Source organism: Leptotrichia rugosa (genome assembly GCF_041200005.1).
In the GTDB taxonomy this organism is placed as follows: Bacteria; Fusobacteriota; Fusobacteriia; order Fusobacteriales; family Leptotrichiaceae; genus Leptotrichia; species Leptotrichia rugosa.
Genome location: NZ_CP165644.1, coordinates 676218 through 693677 on the forward strand (window position 1 = coordinate 676218; position 17460 = coordinate 693677).

Below are 17460 nucleotides of genomic sequence, written 5' to 3' on the forward strand. Positions count from 1 at the left end.
TGAAAAAATTATGATAAATTTTGAAACAAAAGATATGAATTTGCTTTACAGTATTTTAAACCTTAAACTTAGAGATGAATTTAAAGATTTAGATGATTTGGTAAATTATTATGGAAAAAATAAAACTGAAGTTTTGGATAAAATGGAAAAAGCAGGATATTTTTATAATAAAGAAGAGAACCAATTTAAAAGAAAATAGGAGAAAACACATTATATGAAAAATATTATTTTAATTGGAATGCCTGCATGTGGGAAAAGTACGATAGGAAGTTTACTGTCAAATGAAATTAATTTTGAATTTTATGATGCGGATAAATATTTGGAAGAGTGTGAAAATAGAGAAATATCGGATATTTTTTCGGAAGACGGAGAAGATTATTTTAGAGAGCTTGAAACTAAATATTTGGAAGAATTGTCGAAAAAAGATGGAATAATTATCTCAACTGGCGGTGGAGCAGTAAAAAAAGAAAAAAATATGGAAATTGTGAAAAAAAATGGGATTGTAATATTTTTGAATAGAAAGCTGGAAAATATTGCAAAAGAAAATCATGAAGCTAGACCACTTCTTAAAAATTTGAATAATTTAAAAAAATTATATGATGAGAGAATAAAACTTTATCACAAATATTCTGATATTGTCGTAGAAAATGATGACAATATGGAAGTTATCATAAATAGAATTGTCATGGCATTAAAAGGTAAAATATAGAAAAGGGCTGGAAAATTAGATGAAAAAAATATGGATAATAAACGGACCTAATTTAAATTTTTTAGGAATTAGGGAAAAAGGAATTTATGGAAATGACGACTACGAGAGCGTTTGTGAATATATAAAAAGACAATTTAACTTAAAAAGTCCGAAAGAAGTAGAAATTGAAATTTTTCAATCAAATTATGAAGGGAAAATAATTGACATATTGCAGTCGGCTTATTTTGAGAAAATCGATGGAATTGTGATAAATCCAGGAGCGTTTACACATTACAGCTATGCGATTTTTGACGGAATTAAGTCAATTCAGATTCCTACAGTTGAAGTTCATTTGAGTAATATTCACAAACGGGAAGACTTTAGAAAAATATCGGTTACAGCACCTGCGTGTATTGCTCAAATTTATGGGAAAGGCAAAGACGGATATGTCGAAGCTGTTAAATTATTGTTAGAAAAATAGGAAAGCGGGAATTGCAAAATGGAAGAAAATAACAAAAGTGTGGAAATCTGTAGAATAGCACTAAAATTAGCGATCTCATCTCGAGAAGAAGAACGGGAACTTGTGAAAAGTTATAGATTGAAGGGAATAAAGACGGCAGCGGTCGATGTCGGTGGAATTATGCCAAATTCACGGTTTAAATTTATTGAAAGTGCGCTTATTGCGGCAAAAAGAAATAATTTAATACAGGATGTGCATGTTCACGATGGAGCAATTATTGGCGCTATGCGAGAAGCTATGAGTCAAATTGAAACAATTATAAACGGACTTAGCGTCGGTGGGAAAATAGGAATTGCTCGTTCTGGAGAACATTTGTCAGTCGCTATTTTTTTGAGCGTTGGAATTTTGCAGTTTAACGAAGTCATAACTTCGGTTGCACATCGTTCAGTTTCCGTCTTGGAAAATGAAAAATAAAAAAAAAGAAAGCTCAAACTGCATTGGTGTGAGCTTTTTTTGGTAAATAAAAAATATTTAAATTAAGAAAATAGATAAATAAAAAAGTAAAAGAGGTACTTATTAAATGAAAAAAATATTAATTCTTTTGATAATTTTATCAAATTTAACTTTTGGAGCACAAAATTTTTCTGCAAATTCAAAGGTGTTGGATAAGATAGAGGCTGAAGTGATAAAAGAACTTGATAGAGGAAATAATGAGAAGGCTATATCAATATTAAAAAAATCAATTTTAGAAAATCCTGAGAAATCAGTTTTTCTAAAAATAATGTTAGGAATGATTTATATTGATATGGAAAGGAATAGTGAAGCTGAAAAAGAGTTTAATGAAGCTGTGGAATTGCAGAAAAAATATCCATTTTTTGATGAAAATGGGAAAAAACAGGATGTGAAACTGATAATCGGATCAATATATTTTGGAGCTGAAGATACTAAAAATGCGTTAAAATGGCTAAAACAAGTTGATGATAAAGATTTTAATGAAATTTTTGACAATCAGAAAGGCTTAAAAGACTATATCTTAGGCATTTTAAATTATAAGGAAGACAATATTGAAGAAGCTAAAAAAAATCTTTTGAAATCGTATATTTATGATGAGGACGGTCTTTCAGAAAATATTTTGGGTCAGATTTATCTTGATGAAGGAAATCAAAAAGAGGCTCAAAAGTGGTTTTTAAAATCAATAAATAAAGGAAATTCAGGAGGTCAAGCAAATTTAGGTTTTCTTTATCAGATGCTGGGAGATAAAGAAAAAGCTTTAAAATGGATGACAAAAGCTCTTGAAACAGCGAAAAAAGAAAAAAATGCAGAGCAGGTAAAAGAGATACAGGAAATGATTGAGAGTGTTAAAAATAATTAAATTTGTTCTGATTGATATTTATAAAATTAGAAAAAATTTTAAAATCAAAAAAATTAAAAATTTTAGGGATAAATTTTAAATTCTAATATTTTTTATTCATCCCCAAATATTTTATTTCGTTTATAAAAATAAAAAATATTATGTGAGATAAAAATTTATTTTATAGAATAAATTAAATTACAGGAAAGGAAACATTTAGTATGAAAAAATATTTTATTTTATTGTTAATAGCTATAAATTTAGGTTTAGGAGTTCAAGGATTTTCGGCAATGACGAAATCAGAAAAAGAAAAACTGGAAAATCAAATAAATAAAGCGTATGAAAAGAAAGATACAAAAACTGAAAAAAGTTTAATTGTAAAATATTTGAATGAGTTTCCTAATGATGCTGGTTATTTAAATATGTTAGGCACTTTGTATGACGATGAAGAAAATTATAAAGAAGCTGAAAAGTGGTATTTAAAAGCTATTGATAAAGGGAGTCTAATTGCAATCTCAAATTTGGCGTATAACTATATTGAGTTGGAAGATTATGCAAAAGCGATAAAATACTATAAGGAATACGCAAAAGTAGCAGATAATCCCGATAATTATTACTGGATGGGGTTTGCATATTCATATTTGGAAGACTATAAGAATGCAAAAGAGTGGTACTTAAAAGCTGTTAAAACTGATGAAGGCGGTTTTTCAGAAAATCAATTGGGAGTGATTTTTGATAACGAAGGAAATCAGAAGGAAGCTATGAAATGGTATTTAGCTTCTATAAAAAAAGGGGATTTGTGGGCGTACAACAATTTAGCTGTAGATTACATTGCGCTAGGCGATTATGAAAATGCTAAAAAATGGCTGGAAAAAGGCTTGGAATTGATTAAAAAATCAAGCGATTATTCAGATAACTTGGAATTACAAAAAAGTCTAAAAGAAAATTTAGATTATATTAAAAAAGCAAAATAAAAAAGATATTTTTTGAGATTGAGAAAATTTAAAGTTTTATTTTAAAATAAAAAGAGGTGATAAATTTGGATTTTAAACTACATTCGGAATTTAGTCCGACTGGAGATCAACCAAAAGCGATTGAAAAGATTGTGGAAAATTTGGAAAATGGTATTACAGATCAGATTCTGCTTGGGGTGACGGGCTCTGGAAAGACATTTACAGTTGCAAATGTCATTGAAAAAATAAATAGGCCAGCGCTGATTATGGCACCTAACAAAACTTTAGCGGCGCAGCTTTACAACGAATATAAAAACTTTTTTCCAGAAAACGCTGTGGAATATTTTGTTTCATATTATGACTACTATCAGCCAGAAGCATATATTATGGCAACGGATACATACATTGAAAAGGATTCGTCAATTAACGATGAAATAGATAAAATGCGTCATGCGGCAACTGCTGCACTTTTGAATCGAAGAGATGTCATAATTGTCGCATCAGTTTCAGCAATTTACGGTTTGGGATCGCCAGAAGCATATAAAGAAAAATCAATCCCCATTGATGTAGAAACTGGAATTGAGAGAGATGAGCTTATAAAACGGCTTATTTCGCTTAGATATGAAAGAAACGATATTTCTTTTGAGCGTTCTAAATTTCGTGTGAAAGGGGATATTTTGGACTTGTATCCGTCTTATCAGGACACTGCTTACAGATTTGAGTTTTTTGGGGATGACTTGGAAAGTATTTTTGAGATACATCCGCTTACAGGGCAAAAAATTCGAGAGGTAAAAAGACTTACGATAATGCCGGCAACACACTATTTGACAACAGAAGACACCCAAAAGATGTTTTTGGAAATAAAAAGGGAAATGGAAGACAGAGTTCACGAATTCAGAGCTGAAAATAAATTAGTTGAAGCTCAGAGAATAGAGCAGCGGACAAAATATGACTTGGAAATGATTGAAGAGATTGGTTACTGTAAAGGAATAGAAAATTATTCGAGATATTTGACTGGAAAAAATGCCGGAGAAGAGCTTGATACGCTGATTGACTACTTTCCCGATGATTTAGTCGTATTTTTGGATGAGTCGCACATTTCCGTGCCACAGATAAATGGAATGTATAAAGGGGATAGAGCAAGAAAGCAGTCACTTATTGAAAATGGATTTAGACTTCCAAGTGCATTTGACAATAGACCACTAAAATTTGAAGAGTTTTTTGCAAAAGTTCCACAAGCGGTGTATATTTCAGCAACTCCAAGTGACTATGAGATTGAGCAGTCAAAAGGGGAAATTGTGGAGCAATTGATTCGTCCGACGGGAGTAGTTGAGCCAAGTATAGACATTCGTCCGACTGAAAATCAAATTGACGATTTGATGGATGAAATCAAAATTAGAGCTGCTAAAAAAGAAAGAGTTCTCGTTACAACGCTTACAAAAAAAATGGCGGAAGAGCTTACGGATTATTATTTGGACTACGGGATAAAAATAAAATATATGCACTCGGACATTGATACGATTGAGAGAACTGAAATAATAAGAGGACTTAGAAAAGGTGAATTTGATGTCTTGGTTGGAATAAATCTTTTGAGAGAAGGACTTGATATTCCTGAGGTTTCGCTTGTTGCAATTTTGGAAGCTGACAAAGAAGGATACTTGCGTTCGAGAAGATCGCTTATTCAAACAATGGGAAGAGCGGCAAGAAATGTGGAAGGAAGTGTAATCTTGTACGCTGACAGAATGACTGACAGCATGAAGGAAGCAATAACTGAAGTGGAAAGACGACGAAAAATTCAAGAGCAGTACAACAAAGAAAATGGAATCAATCCAAAATCAATAAAAAGAAAAATCGATGCGGCGTTAGTTGACTATGAATTAGAAAAAGAGGAAGAAGTCAAAAAGGTTGCTAAAAATTATAAAAATACAAAAGAAATTGAAAAAGAAGTGAAAAAAATGGAGAAAAAATAAAAGAATTATCAGAAGAGCTTAATTTTGAAGAAGCGATTAAAGTAAGGGATAAGATGAACGAGTTAAAAAAGTTTTGATGGAATTATAAATCAAAATAAACAATTAAATAAAAATAAATTAGGAGAGTGAAAAAAATGATAAAAGTATACCATTATCCAAAATGTACAACTTGCAAAAGAGCGTTAAAATGGCTCAAAGAAAATAATGTTGAATGTGAAAAAAAGGATATCAAAGAGCAGCCGCCAGTATTTGAAGAAATGAAAGAAATTTATAAAAAAAGTGGATTACCGCTAAAAAAATTTTTTAACACGAGCGGACTTGTTTATAAAGAATTGAAATTAAAAGATAAATTAGCTGATATGTCAGAAGACGAGCAGTTAAAACTGCTTTGCTCAAATGGAATGCTTATTAAAAGACCGCTTGTTGTCGGAAGTGATTTTGTCTTGGTTGGATTTAAGGAAAATGAATGGGAAAAAGTTTTTAAAAATTGAAAAAGCAAGTAAACTGTGATATACTCTAATAATAAAACAGTAAAAACGAAAGAAGGTTTATAAATATGGCACAGACACCGCTGATGAAGCAATATAGAGAAATTAAGCAAAATTTTCGTGACTGTATATTGTTTTTTAGACTAGGTGATTTTTATGAGATGTTTTTTGAAGATGCGATTACGGCTTCAAAAGAGCTGGGACTGACGCTTACTTCAAGAAATAGGGAAAAGGGGATGGATGTACCATTAGCTGGAATTCCGTTTCACTCGGCAAATTCATATATTTCTAAGATGGTTGCAAAAGGTTATAAAGTTGCGATTTGTGAACAAGTGGAAGATCCTAAAACGGCAAAAGGAATTGTAAAACGGGAAGTTGTCAACATTATAACGCCAGGAACAGTTATGGACATCGAATCTTTGGACGAAAAAAGTAATAATTATTTGATGAGTATATTGGAAGAAAATAATAAAATCGGGATTTCATATATTGATATAACAACTGGGGAATTTAAAGTTGCTGAGATCGAAAAAGATAAACATTATATAAAATTATTTAATGAGCTTAATAAAATTGAGCCTAAAGAGATTTTATTAACGGAAGAATTTTACAGAGCTATAAAAGAAAAAATAGATGATTTTACGAAAAAAAATGATTCTCTTGTAACTTTTGTGACAAAAGTTAGGGATAGTGAAAAGTTTTTAACTGATTATTTTAAAGTCGTATCTCTTGAAAGTTATGGGATAAAAAATAAAAAAGTTGTTATAAATGATGCTGCAATGGCACTTTTTTATGTGATGGAAATGCAAGTTGGAAATGATTTGACGGTTGAAAAAATGGAATTTATAAATGTTTCAAATTATGCGGAAATTAATTCAATTACGCAAAAAAACTTGGAGCTTGTGAAAAATCAGAGAGAAAAGACTGTTTATGGCTCACTTTTGTGGGTTCTTGACAAATGTAAAACTTCGATGGGGACAAGGCTTTTAAAAAGATTTATAAATAATCCGCTTCTTGATATAAAAGAAATTGAAAAAAGACAAAATGATGTGGAATGTTTTTTGGAAAATATTTTACTAAGAGAAGATTCACGGGAAATTTTGGAAGAAGTTTATGATTTGGAGCGACTAGTTGGAAAAATAATTTTTGGAAATGAAAATGGAAGAGATTTGGTGGCACTGAAAAAGACAATAAAATCATCGCTTGAAATTATGAATTTACTAAAAGAATATGATTTTTTTAATGAAATAGATTCAAAAAAACTTTCTGAAATTTTTCAAATAATTGAAGAGAGCATAAATGAAGATGCACCGTTTTCTGTGCGGGAGGGAAATATTATAAAAAGAGGCTTTAATCGTGAACTTGACGAAATTAGAAATATCATGAACTCTGGAAAAGATTTTCTTTTGGAAATTGAAAAACGGGAAAAAGAAAAAACTGGAATAAAAAATATGAAGATAAAGTACAATAAAGTGTTCGGTTATTTTATCGAAATTACAAAGTCAAATCTAGATTTAGTTCCAGAAAGTTATATTAGAAAGCAAACTTTGACAAATTCAGAGAGATTTGTGACACCAGAACTTAAAAAATATGAAGACACGATTATTAATGCAAAAGCTAAAATTGAAGATTTGGAATATCATCTCTTTAAGGAAATTAGCGCTAAAATTAAAGAAAAAAGACATATTTTGACAAGTCTTGCGGAAATACTTTCTTATCTTGATGTAGTCGTATCTTTTGCGGTAGTTGCAACTGAAAATAATTATGTAAGACCTCAAATTTGTGAAGATTATGATTTTGAAATAAAAGGTGGGCGTCATCCAGTTGTGGAAAAACTTATTGGAAGAAACGATTATGTTGAAAATGATACTTTTTTGAGTGAAACAGAGAGCTTTGTGATTTTGACAGGGCCTAATATGTCGGGAAAGTCGACTTACATGAAGCAGATTGCACTAATTTCAATCATGGCTCAAATTGGTTCATTTGTTCCAGCAAAAAGTACAAAACTTTCAATCGTTGACAAATATTTGACTCGAATTGGCGCATCAGACGATATTTTATCAGGGCAAAGTACGTTTATGGTGGAAATGAGCGAAGTTTCAAATATTTTGAACAATGCGACGAAAAATAGCCTTGTGATTTTGGATGAAGTTGGAAGAGGAACTTCCACTTTTGATGGAATTTCAATTGCGACAGCGATTTCGATTTACATTCACGACAAAATCGGGGCAAAAACAGTTTTTGCGACACATTATCACGAACTTACTGACCTTGCGTCAAAATTTAAAAATATAAAAAATTATCGGATTGAAGTTGATGAAAAAGATGGGAAAATTATGTTTTTGCGAAATATTGTAAAAGGTGGCGCTGATAAGTCGTATGGAATTGAAGTTGCAAGACTTGCGGGACTTCCAAGGGAAATTTTGAGTGAAGGAAAAAGATTTTTGAAGCGATTAGAGCAGAAAAAGGAGCTTATAGAAAAGACGATAGATGTGACACAGCTCTCACTTTTTTCTATGAACGAGGAAGCTCTTGAGATTTGTGAAAAAAGACAGGAATTTGAAAACAATTCAGAAACAAAAAATAATTTTTATGAAAAAAGAATTTTTGAAATAAAAAAAGAAAAAGAAAATATTGAAAGAGAAAAAGAAAATTTAGAAAAAATTGTTTTAGATATTGAAAATTATGATGTAAATAATGTAACTCCGATGAAAGCGATGAAATTTCTATTTGAGTTGAAAGAAAAAATAAAAAAAGATAATTAGGAGAAAAAAATGTGGAAAAAAATAATTTATGGAGTATTGCTTTTAATATTGATATACTTTATATATACCGTGTTTTTTAAAAAAATTCCAGCGCCATTGGATCAGATGCAAAAAGATATGAAAGCTAAAAAAGTTATATATAGACTAAAAGATGAAGTGATAGTTTATGCCGATGAGCAAATTGGTTCTGAGGGTGATGAAGTTGTAAAATTTAAAAAAGTTATAATTGATTTGGTCAAGAAAAAAATGCTTATTTCTGGAAAAGAAGGGGAAGTAAATACAAAAACTTACGATGCAATTTTGAAAGGAAAAGTCGTGGGAGCGACAAAAGATAAAAAATGGGAAATCTATACCGAGAGGGCAGATTATAAAAAACAAGGTGATAAGTTAATTTCTCCAGTTCGGACAAAACTTGTAAACAATGTTGATAAAACCGTTTCTGAATCGGATAAAGTCGAAACGACGACAACTTTTCAAGATATAGTTGCGACAGGACATGTGAGTTATGTAAACAACAAAGATAAAAAGAAAATAACAACAGACAAAATGACTTACAACGATCCAACAAAAGTAAGTATTGCAGAGGGGCATGTTGTCTATACAGAAGAAAAGACTAAAAGAACGCTGACTGCGGATAAAATGCGATACGATCAGATCAACCAAATAGGAAATGCAGAAGGAAATGTACATTATAAAGATCCTGAAAACAAATTGGATGCTCAAAAGGCGGATTATTATATGAAAGACGACGAGAACGAAAGAGTAGAAGGCTTTGGAAACGTTGTTTATACTGGAAAAGAAAGTGTTGTTAAAGCAGATACAGCTGTGTATTTTATCAAGAAAAAACAAATTAATGGAAATGGACATGTCGTTTATATAGGAAAAGAAAGCGTCGTTACAGCGGATAGTGCAGTATATCTTGTCGATAAAAAGCAAGTTGATGGAAGAGGACATGTCGTTTATACTGGAAAAACAATGATAATTACCGGAGACCATGTCTTTTATGACAAAGTTGCCCAAATAATAAATGGTGATGGAAATGGAACTTATAATTATTTGCCACGAAAGACGACAGGAACTTACAGAAGCGGAGTTTATAACTTGAAAGCACGAACTATGACAACAAATGATTATTATACAGTTAATTATGATGACTATAAAATGGATGGAACAGGACTTGTGTATAGCTTTGCCACTGGAGACGCAACGATGAACGGACCTTTTAACGTGAGAAAACAAAATTTTACGGTACATGGAGAAAATGGTACGATGAATACGATTTCTAAAGACATTTACGCAAATAAAATGGTTATGACAAGTGTTCAAGGGGATAGAATTTCAGCGGATAAAGGTCAAGGAAGTTTTGAGAAAAAAGAATTTAGGTTTGATGGACATGTAACTGGGAAAATTCGTGGAAATGTAAAAGATTTGGCAAATGATCCAAGACCGCTTGTGGAATCGGAAGCTGTACATTTTAGAGGAAATACTGCAAAAGTTTATTTTGTTAAACATAAAAAAGGAAATAATATGAGTATCACCCGTACTGAAATTAAACAAAATGTTCATATGACTTACAAGGATATTACGCTTGATTCACAGTATAATGAAATGGATTCGCTAAGAAACTTGATTCTTGCAAGAGACAAAGTAATGGTTGACTTTAAAAATAGTACCAAAATGACTTCAAATTACTTGTATATGGATATGAATAAACAGGAGGGTTATGCTAGAAACAATGTTAAAATTGTAAGTACATTGCCACAGTTTAAAACGATTAATACAAGTGCTGACAAAGCAATTATTTATTTAAAGGACAAAAAGATAAGATTAAATGGAAATGTTGTGACTTATCAAGGAAAAACAATAATTTCTTCTAAAGAAGCAACATATGACATAAGAAATAGAGTGCTTGAAAATTATGGAAATATTCAAATGCAATATGAATTGAATAATGGCGGATTTGAGCAAAATAAATCAGATCCTAAAAATGTGGCGGCAGTACAGGAAGTTATAAATAAATTATCCTTTAATGAAGAAAATGGAAGAGCAGTTTTACCGAAAGCGATGACAGCTTCAAATGGAGTGCCTGTTTCGATAAAATGGAAATCTTCGAATTCAGCACTTATGTCAGTCACTGGAAAAGTCAACAAATCATTTTACGGTGGAAAAACTCAAGAAGTTGCAATTAATGCAAAAGCCAAAGCTGGAACTGACACGGCTGAGAAAAACTTTAATAAGTCAGTGTCGTCTGAGAGTACAAAAGAGATGCTGACTCGTGCAGCGGACAACATTTATTTTCCGGAAAATGGAGAAAATTTGCCGTCGACTGTAAAAATAAATGTTCATAAAAAAGCGATAGATGTGCCGGTAAAATGGTCTAAAAATGGTAAAAAGCACACGGCAACATTAGATTATGACGGAGTTCAATATGAAAAAGATTTTGAAAAAGAAGAATAATTTGATTCATTCAAAAAAATAGTTTTTTATAATACGTTAAAATTTATAAAAACACAAAAGATAAAGTTGAAACGTTAATTAGAAAAGGGAGATACAAAATGGTAAAATTTATAGTTAGGGGGTTACTCTTAATTTGTATAAGTTTTTCAATAATGGCTGAAAATGTAGATAATGTAACATCTTCGGCAAATGAAATAAAAAATAGTAGCGAGATATTGTTAAAATGTTCAAATATGGCGGGGGAAAATGCACAAGGAACTGGAATAACTGAAAATAACGGCAATAATATATTTTTAAAATGTATAAATTCTGAAACTGGCAGTGAAAATATTATTGGAACAAATAAAATAAGTTCTCAAAATATATTGCTGAAATGTTTAAATACAAGTGAAAGCACGGAAGATGAACTGACAAAAGATGTAAATACAGCTGAAAAGCTTTTAAAATGTTCAAATATAGTTAGAATAATTAAAATAGATGAATTATCTCAAATTGAAAGTGCCAATGCGGTACAGTTGAAATGTTCAAATACAGTAACAAACAACATAGTTTTAAAGTGTTCAGGTACATCTGAAAATCTTCTAAAAAAGGAAACAACGATAAATAGTGGAACAGTAAATACAACTGAAATCACATTAAAATGTTCAAATATAGTTAGAGTCATTGACGGAAATAAGGTTTTTCCAGACAATCCCGAGAATAATGATGCAGTAATATTGAACTGTTCAGATACGACAGTAGCGCCAGTGAACAATGTTGTTGGAACGGTAGGACAATCAGGTGGAAGTACGGGACTGTCAGGAGGAGGTATAGGCGGAGTATCGCCTGTTGTACCTATTATTGGCGGAGCGGTTCCTGCTGTTGGAGCAATTATTGGCGCGACTAGACATCACGGCGGAGGTGGCGGAGGTAATGGCACTTCTAAACCTCAAAAAGGTGGTGGCGAAAACAATAAATTTAATCCTCAAAAAGGCGGAGATGATAATTCTAGCCCTAAAAAACGGAAAAAAGAAGATTCAAAGATACATAATGTAAGAGGAATTGGAATACAACCTGTTAATCCATTTTGGAGAAGTAATCTTCAAGAAGCGGAAGACTCTTATTCAAAAGCAGCAAGAGTGGGATTTCAATGGGTAAGAATCACAGCTTCGTGGAATAGAATTCAATCTCAGAAAAATGGAGGATATGACTGGCAGGATATAGATGACGCCGTTGCTCTTGCAAGAAAATATAACTTGAAAGTTTTAATGCAGATAAGTGGTGCTCCAGAATGGGCGACAGGAGCGGACAGTCTTTCAGCTGCTGAAAAAAATGCGTTAAATGCAAGAAAAATTTGGGTTGCTTCGTTTGCACCACTTCCACAGTATAATAATGAGTTCTCAAATTTTGTAAGTGCATTAGTAAAAAGATATGCTCCAAAGGGAGTAATAGACTATGAATTTTGGAATGAACCAGGAAATCCAGAATTTTGGCATGATACTATTCAAAATCCTAGACCGAATCCTGAACATTATACAGATTTACTAAAAATAGCGTATACAGCAGCACATGATGCTCATAATGATGTAAATGTTATGGCAGGTGGAATGACGGTAGGAAACAGCAATAGTTCAACAGGATATGTTGGACCTATGGAATTTTTAGAAAGAATGTACAGAGCTGGGGCAAAAGGCTATTTCGATGGTTTATCACACCATCCTTACGGAATTTATGCCAGAACTTTTCGAGATAATGGCTGGGCAAACATGATAGGCGACGTTGTAGCACCTGGAGGAGGAGAAAAAACATTATATCAGATAATGTCAGAACACGGTGATGGAAATAAAAAAATATGGATAACAGAAGTAGGAATAGATGCTGCTTATCCTGGTGTTGAAGAAACAAAACAAGCTAATGTGATAAGTAAAATTTTAGATCAATATCAAAAATCAAATATATATGGGCCTCTTATTTTTTATCAGGCAAAAGACAGAAAGCCTTACATTACTTCGGGAATATTAGATAAGGACAGTAATGGCGATGGCTGGCTTGATGTAAATATTGATACAAATGGAGATGGCGTTCCTGATGCGAACATTGATACTGATCATAATGGACGTCTTGATATACTGGATGCAGCAGATCCTGAAAATTATTTTGGAATTTGGAAATCAGACGGCACTGAAAAAAAAGCAGTAGATGTAATCCGAAGATTCATTAATAATAATCATCCGGCACCAGCACCTACTCCAGCTCCACTTACAAATGGATGTGATAGTGCAACTGATGCTTCGGGACAATGGAAGAGTGTAAAATGTTGGGAATTTAAAGACAGAAATATTCCTTCTGACTGGGTAAGTAAAAGAATTATCAATCATTTGGGTAGCCATTTAACTTATTTGCCAAGCAGTATCAGTTTAGATGGTGATCACGCAATACTTACTACACGACGTCATTGTGTTAACAGAAAAGGCGATCCTTTAACTGATGCAAATGCAACTACAGGTGTATGCCCTGCAGGTAAAGTTACTCAGTATTCAAGTGGTAGACTAGAATCTGGCAATATTGTAGATGCCTCTAAACCGTTCCGTGCAGAAATACGTGCCAAAATGAATTGGAATCACTTGCAAGGAATGCGTACGGCCCTTTGGATGCAGAAACAGCGAAACGATGTGGATACACCTGCCTGCAAAGTTCCTGGTGGAAATGCTCCTTATGGTTCATTATTAATTTTGGAATGGTTTTCAAGTACTCCTAGTTATGCATGGCCTGCAACTAATATCAGCTGTTATTACAGTCAAGTCAATCATGAATGGACACCGCGTGGCTTTACACACCGTTTGGAAAATATTGTTGGTGGACATACTACGTCACTGACACATGAATGGCACGTTTGGGCAATTGAGTTTGATGGAACAAAAGTACGTTATTATATGGATGGAAGGTTGATTCCTGTGGTTCATTACCGTATTAAGGATGCTCAACGTATCAGTGTAGTTGATAATACTAGATATGACCAATATGGCAATTATCTTTCTACTATGCCAGATGAAGACTTTAGCAAGCTGAATATTCCTTCTGCTTTAGTCAAACAAGGATTTGAGAATGATAAATGGCATTTCATTATTAATGACTACGTGGAATGGGAATCAGGATTGAATCCACCTTCTGAGCATTCTCCGTTCCCAGTTCAAACCACAGAGATTGATTATGTGCGTTTGTACCAGAAATAGTGATTCAAAGAATAGAATAATAAAGTCTTGGTACGGTGATAAGAGAGTGGTACTAAAACTATTTTGAATACATGCAAAGATAGTGAAAAACTACAGTCAATATAAGTTGAAATTTTTTTCAAACTAGAAAATTTAGTTTTGGATAAAAAAAGGGGCTGTCTCACAAGAATTATTTTGTGAAACAGTTTCCTTTTTATTTATTAGAAAAAAATTTATTTTTAAGAATTCAGAAAATGTAAACTGATTAAATATTAATATATTTAGAAAATAAAAAAAGAATATTTGAATTTTTAAAAATTTTTTGAATTATTTCCAAATACGAGGAGTTCTTTAGAGAGAACTTAATGTATTAAAGGTAATTGAAATTAATATTTTTTTCTTGAAAATTTCTAAGAAATTTAGTAAAATGTATTTGTTAGAAAAGATAATTTCAGTCAAAATATAACATTATATAATATTTTTTATAATTTTTTTATAGATTTTTGGTGTGAAATCATAAAAAAGGCATGTGCAAAATAAAGGAGAACGAAAAATATGAAAAAATTACATATTTTAAGCGCAATGATGCTATCAACAGTTACGGAAATGGCTCAGGAAGTTAAAATAAATGGGGGTTGGGATTTTGATAGAGCGTATAAAAATGATTTAACCAAATATCAAAAAGGACTTTCTAACACCAATTATGATTATAAATTTAAAAATGGACCCGTTGCGGGAATTGAGTGGCTATTCGATAATCAGGGAAGACTCGAATTGGGAATCGGTGCAGAACATAAATTTTCTGTAAAATCTTCAGCTTTAAAAGATAAAAATGAAATGAGAATGTACGAAATAACACCGATGTATTTGACAGGTAAATATAATTTAATAACTTCTAAAGCTGGAAATGACTTACTCTATCTTATTGGAAGAGGGGGATATGCTTATGCTAAAGCTGGAAAAGATAATAAAGAAGATTTAAAAGATAAAAATTTTCGTGGTGGACTTTATTATGCAGGTGGTTTAGGTACTCAAGTTGGACCAGTTTCCATAGAAGCTTTATATGAAAGATCAAATTTACGATACGATAAAGTAAATTTGGGTAATATAAACAGAAATAACATAAGTACCCTAAATAATTTTAAAAAGACCAAAGATAATATAAATACAGTCGGTGTAAGAATAGGATACAGTATTGGAAATATAAAAAATTTACCAAAGAAAAAAAATGATGTTGTGCCTTTTGATCCTTTCAGAACAGATATTTTTGCTAAAACTGGAGATATGCAGTACACTACAGACAAAATTATGAAAAGAAAGTGGAATGGCGGGGAACTTAGATTAAATGTAGGATATAATTTCAAGGACAGATACAATGTTCATCCAAAGCAATTTTTGGGAACGGGTATGAAAAATAATAAATGGCAGTCTGCAAAATCAGATTTTGATGTTAAAGGAATGCCTGTTGTCGGGTTGGAATATTTATTTGATAATCAGGGAGCTATTGAACTAGGATTGGGTGTAGAGCAAAGATTCCTTGATATTTCTCCTTTTTTTAACAATAAAGAGGAAAAGCACGTTTTAAGAACTTATCCTGCTTATGCTACAACAAAAATTAATTTGGTAAATAATAAGGGAAACAATCTGCTTTACGCTGTTGGACGAGTAGGATATGTATATGGTGAGATAAAGGAAGAAAATTTTAATAAAAAGGATCTTCATGGTGGACTTTATTATGCAGGAGGATTAGGTACGGAGTTAGGTCCAATTTCCCTAGAAGCTCTTTATGAAAGAGCAAATTTTAAATATCAGCCAAAAGACACAATTAATCCCATAAAAGTTAAAAGTAAAATTGATACATTCGGCATAAGATTAGGATACAGACTGGGAAGCATCAAGAATAAGCCAAAAATAAAAGAAGTAAAAACAGCAGCGTATACCTATAACAGTGTGCCTGAAGAAGACAGAATAAACATAGCTGATAATTTAAAAGGAAAAAATGACAGTATTTTAACTTCTAGAAGTAGTGCTGCAAAAAATAAAAAACATTTTGAAGATGAAATAATAAAAGAAGACAAAGCAACAACCTATAGTTATGATATACCTGAGGAAGATAGAATAGATATAATTAGTAATCTGAAAGGAAACAATAATGTAAAAAACGTAAAATATTCTGAGGATAAAATAAAAGGAGAAAGTAATAAAACTATATCTGAAAAGGATGCTATAGATATGATTAGTAATTTAACACCTAATAGGCTATAAATTATGTTTATTTGATTTCTAAAAGTATCCCAGATATGTAAAAAAACATTAAATATATGTTGAAAAAGTGCTGAAAACTTCTGGCTTTTTCGACTTTTATAAATGCCAGTTTTTAGAGAGGAGAAAAAAATGGCCAGAAAAATCAGTATAGAAGCTGATAGTTTAAAAAAGATATATAAAAAGAGAGAAGTTGTTAAAAATGTCAGCCTTGCAATGGAAAAAGGTGAAGTTGTGGGACTACTTGGTCCAAATGGTGCTGGAAAGACGACGACGTTTTATATGATTACGGGAATTGTTAGACCAAATTATGGTCGTGTCATGTACAATGGACAAGAAATTACAAATTTTCCAATGTATAAGAGAGCAAGGCTTGGGCTTGGGTATTTGCCGCAAGAAGCTTCAGTCTTTAGAAATTTGACGGTTGAAGAAAATATAATTTCGGTTTTGGAAATGCGGAAAGTGAGAAAGAAAGAAAGAATTGACAGAATGCAGAGTCTTATTGAAGAATTTAAATTGTCGCATGTGGCGAAAAGTTTGGGTTACGCACTGTCAGGTGGGGAGAGAAGAAGGGTGGAAATTGCCAGAACAATTTCTACAAATCCAGATTTTATACTGCTTGATGAACCTTTTGCGGGAGTTGACCCGATTGCTGTGGAAGACATTCAAAACATAATAATTCAGTTAAAGGAGCGGGGACTTGGAGTTTTGATTACTGACCATAATGTGCGTGAAACACTTAGAATCACGGAAAGAGCGTATATAATGGCAGAAGGAACAATCCTGATTTCTGGAACAGGTGAACAAATTGCGGCTAATGAAACTGCTAGAAGAATTTATTTGGGAGATAAATTCAAGTTGGATTAAATAGAAAA

At 32.0% G+C, this 17460-nt stretch carries 12 protein-coding genes and 1 pseudogene; all 13 read left to right on the top strand.

The features are described 5' to 3' along the window. Positions 1-10 precede the first annotated feature (10 nt). The 13 genes and pseudogenes from AB8B22_RS03465 (at position 11) to lptB (ending at position 17452) form a co-directional block, all read left to right on the top strand. Entirely contained in the window at positions 11-199 is a 189-nt protein-coding gene (locus tag AB8B22_RS03465; RefSeq protein ID WP_094080725.1) for a DUF4250 domain-containing protein, read from the top strand. A gap of 15 nt (positions 200-214) precedes the next feature. After that, positions 215-709: a shikimate kinase gene (locus AB8B22_RS03470; RefSeq protein WP_369711672.1), complete on the top strand. Its 495-nt coding sequence runs from the start codon at positions 215-217 to the stop codon at positions 707-709. Between the two features lie 19 nt (positions 710-728). After that, positions 729-1169 (top strand): type II 3-dehydroquinate dehydratase, encoded by a 441-nt coding sequence (locus tag AB8B22_RS03475; RefSeq protein WP_094078996.1) that lies wholly within the window; start codon positions 729-731, stop codon positions 1167-1169. 18 nt (positions 1170-1187) lie between these two features. Then, the gene (locus AB8B22_RS03480; protein WP_094078995.1) at positions 1188-1622 is read left to right on the top strand and encodes a HutP family protein; all 435 of its coding nucleotides are present in this window, start codon (positions 1188-1190) and stop codon (positions 1620-1622) included. A gap of 106 nt (positions 1623-1728) precedes the next feature. Further along, complete coding sequence (locus AB8B22_RS03485) at positions 1729-2520, top strand: tetratricopeptide repeat protein (RefSeq protein WP_369711674.1); 792 nt, start codon at positions 1729-1731, stop codon at positions 2518-2520. A gap of 200 nt (positions 2521-2720) precedes the next feature. Next, on the top strand, positions 2721-3473 hold the full coding sequence (locus tag AB8B22_RS03490) for a tetratricopeptide repeat protein (RefSeq protein WP_369711675.1): 753 nt from the start codon (positions 2721-2723) through the stop codon (positions 3471-3473). Between the two features lie 56 nt (positions 3474-3529). Next, positions 3530-5499, top strand: a pseudogene (gene uvrB, locus AB8B22_RS03495) (excinuclease ABC subunit UvrB). Between the two features lie 57 nt (positions 5500-5556). After that, positions 5557-5913: an arsenate reductase family protein gene (locus AB8B22_RS03500; RefSeq protein ID WP_369711676.1), complete on the top strand. Its 357-nt coding sequence runs from the start codon at positions 5557-5559 to the stop codon at positions 5911-5913. Positions 5914-5978: 65 nt separating this feature from the next. Then, positions 5979-8675, top strand: coding sequence for a DNA mismatch repair protein MutS (gene mutS, locus AB8B22_RS03505; protein WP_369711677.1), 2697 nt, complete (start codon positions 5979-5981; stop codon positions 8673-8675). Between the two features lie 9 nt (positions 8676-8684). Continuing rightward, positions 8685-11132 carry an LptA/OstA family protein gene (locus tag AB8B22_RS03510; protein WP_369711678.1) on the top strand — a complete coding sequence of 816 codons (2448 nt, stop codon included), beginning with the start codon at positions 8685-8687 and terminating at the stop codon, positions 11130-11132. A 98-nt stretch (positions 11133-11230) separates the two neighbouring features. Beyond that, the gene (locus AB8B22_RS03515; protein WP_369711679.1) at positions 11231-14344 is read left to right on the top strand and encodes a cellulase family glycosylhydrolase; all 3114 of its coding nucleotides are present in this window, start codon (positions 11231-11233) and stop codon (positions 14342-14344) included. A gap of 534 nt (positions 14345-14878) precedes the next feature. Further along, entirely contained in the window at positions 14879-16588 is a 1710-nt protein-coding gene (locus AB8B22_RS03520) for a hypothetical protein (RefSeq protein WP_369711681.1), read from the top strand. A 129-nt stretch (positions 16589-16717) separates the two neighbouring features. Then, positions 16718-17452, top strand: coding sequence for an LPS export ABC transporter ATP-binding protein (gene lptB, locus AB8B22_RS03525; RefSeq protein WP_094078986.1), 735 nt, complete (start codon positions 16718-16720; stop codon positions 17450-17452). Positions 17453-17460 lie beyond the last annotated feature (8 nt).

Coding starts and splice junctions, on each gene's coding strand:
- AB8B22_RS03515 (WP_369711679.1), top strand. CDS start 11,231: ATGGTAAAATTTATAGTTAGGGGGTTACTCTTAATTTGTATAAGTTTT.
- AB8B22_RS03465 (WP_094080725.1), top strand. CDS start 11: ATGATAAATTTTGAAACAAAAGATATGAATTTGCTTTACAGTATTTTA.
- AB8B22_RS03485 (WP_369711674.1), top strand. CDS start 1,729: ATGAAAAAAATATTAATTCTTTTGATAATTTTATCAAATTTAACTTTT.
- AB8B22_RS03475 (WP_094078996.1), top strand. CDS start 729: ATGAAAAAAATATGGATAATAAACGGACCTAATTTAAATTTTTTAGGA.
- AB8B22_RS03520 (WP_369711681.1), top strand. CDS start 14,879: ATGAAAAAATTACATATTTTAAGCGCAATGATGCTATCAACAGTTACG.
- AB8B22_RS03510 (WP_369711678.1), top strand. CDS start 8,685: ATGTGGAAAAAAATAATTTATGGAGTATTGCTTTTAATATTGATATAC.
- lptB (WP_094078986.1), top strand. CDS start 16,718: ATGGCCAGAAAAATCAGTATAGAAGCTGATAGTTTAAAAAAGATATAT.
- AB8B22_RS03480 (WP_094078995.1), top strand. CDS start 1,188: ATGGAAGAAAATAACAAAAGTGTGGAAATCTGTAGAATAGCACTAAAA.
- AB8B22_RS03490 (WP_369711675.1), top strand. CDS start 2,721: ATGAAAAAATATTTTATTTTATTGTTAATAGCTATAAATTTAGGTTTA.
- mutS (WP_369711677.1), top strand. CDS start 5,979: ATGGCACAGACACCGCTGATGAAGCAATATAGAGAAATTAAGCAAAAT.
- AB8B22_RS03470 (WP_369711672.1), top strand. CDS start 215: ATGAAAAATATTATTTTAATTGGAATGCCTGCATGTGGGAAAAGTACG.
- AB8B22_RS03500 (WP_369711676.1), top strand. CDS start 5,557: ATGATAAAAGTATACCATTATCCAAAATGTACAACTTGCAAAAGAGCG.